General features: G+C 68.4%; 5 protein-coding genes. 2 read left to right on the top strand and 3 right to left on the bottom strand.

The annotated features are described in order from the left end of the window. Window positions 1–88 precede the first annotated feature (88 nt). The 3 genes from Q0066_RS14500 to Q0066_RS14490 all read right to left on the bottom strand — a co-directional run bounded on the left by Q0066_RS14500 (window position 89) and on the right by Q0066_RS14490 (window position 2044). Window positions 89–748, bottom strand: a complete 660-nt coding sequence (locus tag Q0066_RS14500; RefSeq protein WP_298134116.1) for a TMEM175 family protein — start codon at window positions 746–748, stop codon at window positions 89–91. Window positions 749–806: 58 nt separating this feature from the next. Further along, on the bottom strand, window positions 807–1466 hold the full coding sequence (locus Q0066_RS14495) for a M15 family metallopeptidase (protein ID WP_298134113.1): 660 nt from the start codon (window positions 1464–1466) through the stop codon (window positions 807–809). Between the two features lie 74 nt (window positions 1467–1540). Further along, window positions 1541–2044 (bottom strand): hypothetical protein, encoded by a 504-nt coding sequence (locus Q0066_RS14490; RefSeq protein WP_298134111.1) that lies wholly within the window; start codon window positions 2042–2044, stop codon window positions 1541–1543. 131 nt (window positions 2045–2175) lie between these two features. Between Q0066_RS14490 and Q0066_RS14485 the strand changes: the two genes are divergently transcribed. Continuing rightward, on the top strand, window positions 2176–2712 hold the full coding sequence (locus Q0066_RS14485) for a GNAT family N-acetyltransferase (protein WP_298134109.1): 537 nt from the start codon (window positions 2176–2178) through the stop codon (window positions 2710–2712). Window positions 2713–2723: 11 nt separating this feature from the next. Continuing rightward, window positions 2724–3280 (top strand): type 1 glutamine amidotransferase domain-containing protein (locus Q0066_RS14480; RefSeq protein ID WP_298134106.1); only part of this gene is annotated, 557 nt, incomplete at its 3' end.

Genomic DNA, 3280 nt, shown 5'->3' with positions numbered 1-3280 from the left:
GGCCGTCCGCACCCGCGAACCGGGAATGTCGTGGTGCCCGAAGGAGCGGAAGCCGATCTTCCTGGCCACGGTCACCATCCTTGCGCAGTCAGTGCGGAAGGTACCGCCGCAGCCAGTTGTGCAGCGGCCCGGTCAGCACCAGCAGGAACATCGGTAGATAGCTGAGCACGGGAAACACGATGGTGAGCAGGTAGGCGAGGGCGAACAGCGCGGAGGCGATCGCGTCGGCGAGGATGCCGCTGCGGAGATTGGCGACCGGCATGTCGTGCAGTTCGGGGTGCCGCAGGGCGTACCAGCCGAGCACCGTCATCATCACGCTGGTCGCGAACAGCGAGCCGATGTACAGCGTCTTCTGCACCGGGTCGTTGTCCATCATGCCCACGATCGCGGTCGCCACCGGCAGCCAGACGATGGTGAACATCCAGGCGATGGTGAGCACCAGCAGCCGTCCGGTGACCAGGTGGACGCGGTCGAACAGCCGGTGGTGGCTCAGCCAGAACGCGCCGATCAGCACGAAGCTCAACGCGAAACTGAACAGCTGGTCACCGTTCTCGGTGACCCATTCCGCGGCGTTGCCGCCTTCCCTGGCCACCTCGCTGACGCTCTCCATCAGCGGCAGGATCAGCAGAGTCATGGCGATCGCCACCACCGCGTCCGCGAACGCCTTCAGCCGCTCCGCGGAGGCCAGCCGGGACCCCTGGTTCTGCTCCGGCGGCGGGGTGGCCGCACCGTCCTGGGTCGGATCCATACCCGGCATCCTGCCGCGTGGGGCGGGTCTTCGGAACCCGACTCGGCGGCGGGGACGGTCAGGACGGCGGTTCGACCGGCCCGAAGAGGGCGTGCGGGGCGCCGGTGGTGAACGCCCAGTACCGCTCGCCGTAGGACCAGTGCCACCACTCGGTGGGGTAGTTGACCAGGCCGGCGTTGGTCATCGCGGTCACCAGGATCGCCCTGTTGGCCGCCGCCTCCCGCGGCACCTGGGCGGCCGTGAAGCAGCCTCCCGAGCTCTGCTCAGGGGTGGCGTCCAGCGGGGATCCCAGATCGAGTTCGACGCCGTCCGTGTCGCACAGGGTGAGGTCGACCGCACCTCCGGTGCAGTGCGGGGCCACGTCCGGCGGTGCCACCCAGCGGGTGGCGAGGTGGTAGAGCCGCGGGTCGGTGAGGCCGGGGTAGTGGGCGCGCAGCTCGTCGCGGTAGCCGTCCCAATAGCCCCGCTGCCGGGCCGGACTGCGGAACGCCTCGACGATCAGCAACTCGATTCCGGACGGCAGCGCCGCGGCCGCGCTCGCCAGCCGCTCGGCCAGGCCGGCGCGGGCGTGATGCCAGCCGCCGGTGTCGTCAGCCTTGCGTGGGTCGATCCGCAGTCGCGGGATCGGACGCAGATCGACCAGGGGTTCGTTCGACTCGCGAACCTCGATCGCGGTCACGCGCGGGTCGCCGATCAGCACGATGCCTGAGTCCGCCACCGGGCAAGTCTCGCACGCGGCACGGAGCGGCGCTCAGCCCCGATCGCCGGATCGAAACTGAGCGCCGTGGAGGGTCACAACTTCTTCATGCAGTACACAGTGCCGTTGCCCTTGTTCCGGCCCTCCCAGTAGACGCTGGTGGTGTCGGGGAACTCCTTGCAGGCGCCCATCCGGGCCGAGATCTGGCTCTGCTTCTCGACGATGCCGAGAATGGAGTACTGCGCCTCGGCTGAGCCGCAATCGACGACCTTGACGTCGTCCTCGCCGACCTGCTGAACGCAATCGCCGGCCTTCATCGACGGGCTGTCGAAGACGCCGCTGCGGACCGCGATGCCGATGCCGATGGCGACGATCACTCCCACGATGGTGACCAGGAAGCGCTTGAGAACGCTCTTCTTCTGTGGCGCCGGCGGCTGCTGCGGGGCGAAAACGGCGGGCGGGTAGGCGCCGGGCGGCGCGACGTCCGGTGCCTGAGGCCGGCCGGCGGCGAAGGCCGGATCAGCGCCCGGTGGGGGAGTCTGCGGGGGTCCGGCGGGGGTTTGGGGCGCGTTGTTCTCGGGCGGCTGATTCGCGGTCATCGGGGGTGGTCCCTTCGTGGCAAGGCAAAAGATCGGCCGCCATTGTGTCAGCTCAGAGGGTCGGGCCAGCGCGGTGGATCTCGGAGCGGGGGCCGCAACCATAGGATGCGACCGAGGCGAGAGGACTTGTGATGTCGATAGAGCCGGCGACGCTCGAGACCGAACGTCTGGTCCTTCGCCCCCAAGTCGTGAGTGATGCCGCCGTCTTCCATCAGTTGTGGACGGAACGGGACGTCCGCGTGCCACCGCATCGACAGCTGAGCTCCGATGGCCGTCCGACGGTGGCCGACATCGCGGCGCAGATTCAGGACGCGTCCGAGACCTCGAAGCCGGGACTGCTGACGGTGCAGCGCAAAGACGACGCCGCCGTGCTCGGCTATTGCGGACTGGTGTTCACCGGGAACGGCGCACCTGAGGAACCCGAGTTGGCTTTCGAGCTCCTCCGAGCCGTCCACAATCGTGGCTACGCCACCGAAGCCGGCCGGATCGTCATCGAATGGGCGGGCCGGTCCGGATATCCGCGCCTGTGGGCGACCGTTTGGGACTGGAACCTGGCCTCGCGGCGGGTTCTGCAGAAGCTCGGCTTCCGCGACACCGGAGAGACTCACGGCGAATCCGTTCACGGTCGTAGTCTGCTGACCGTGCTCGATGGTGAACGACCTCAATGAAGGGATGCCCGATGACCCGCGTTCTGTTCGTGATCTCTGCCGCCGACGGCTGGACGTTGGCTGATGGCACCGTTCACCCGACCGGCTACTGGGCCGAGGAGGTCGCCGAGCCGCATCGTGTGTTCAGCGAGGCCGGCTGGCAGATCACCATCGCCACACCGGGCGGCGTGGCACCCACCCTCGACGAGTTGAGCCTCGGCATCGCAGGCGGTCTGCCGGGAACCCGCAAGAAGATCCGGGCCTACCTGAAGTCGATCGCCGACGAGTTGAACCACCCGGTCAGCCTCGACAACGTCGACGAGAGCGAGTTCGACCTGGTCTTCTACCCGGGCGGGCACGGGCCGATGGAGGACCTGGCCGTGGACGCCGTCTCGGGCGCGTTGCTGACCCGCCGGCTGGCCTCGGGAAAGCCACTCGCGCTGCTATGTCATGCGCCCGCGGCGATCCTCGCCGCTACCAGCCCCGACGGTACGAATCCCTTCGCCGGACGCCGGATGACCGGCCTGTCCAACACGGAGGAGCGCCTCAACAGCTTCGCCCGCAAGGCGAAATGGCTGCTGGAGGACCG

Origin of the sequence: Micropruina sp., assembly GCF_027492755.1 — a bacterium.
Lineage (GTDB): Bacteria > Actinomycetota > Actinomycetes > Propionibacteriales > Propionibacteriaceae > Micropruina.
The sequence above is the reverse complement of the archived record's forward strand: the minus strand, read 5'-3'. Positions and strand labels throughout refer to the sequence as shown.

Bases quoted from the DNA above. Each gene is read 5' to 3' on its own strand.
- Q0066_RS14500 (WP_298134116.1), bottom strand. From the start codon at position 748: ATGGATCCGACCCAGGACGGTGCGGCCACCCCGCCGCCGGAGCAGAAC.
- Q0066_RS14490 (WP_298134111.1), bottom strand. From the start codon at position 2,044: ATGACCGCGAATCAGCCGCCCGAGAACAACGCGCCCCAAACCCCCGCC.
- Q0066_RS14485 (WP_298134109.1), top strand. From the start codon at position 2,176: ATGTCGATAGAGCCGGCGACGCTCGAGACCGAACGTCTGGTCCTTCGC.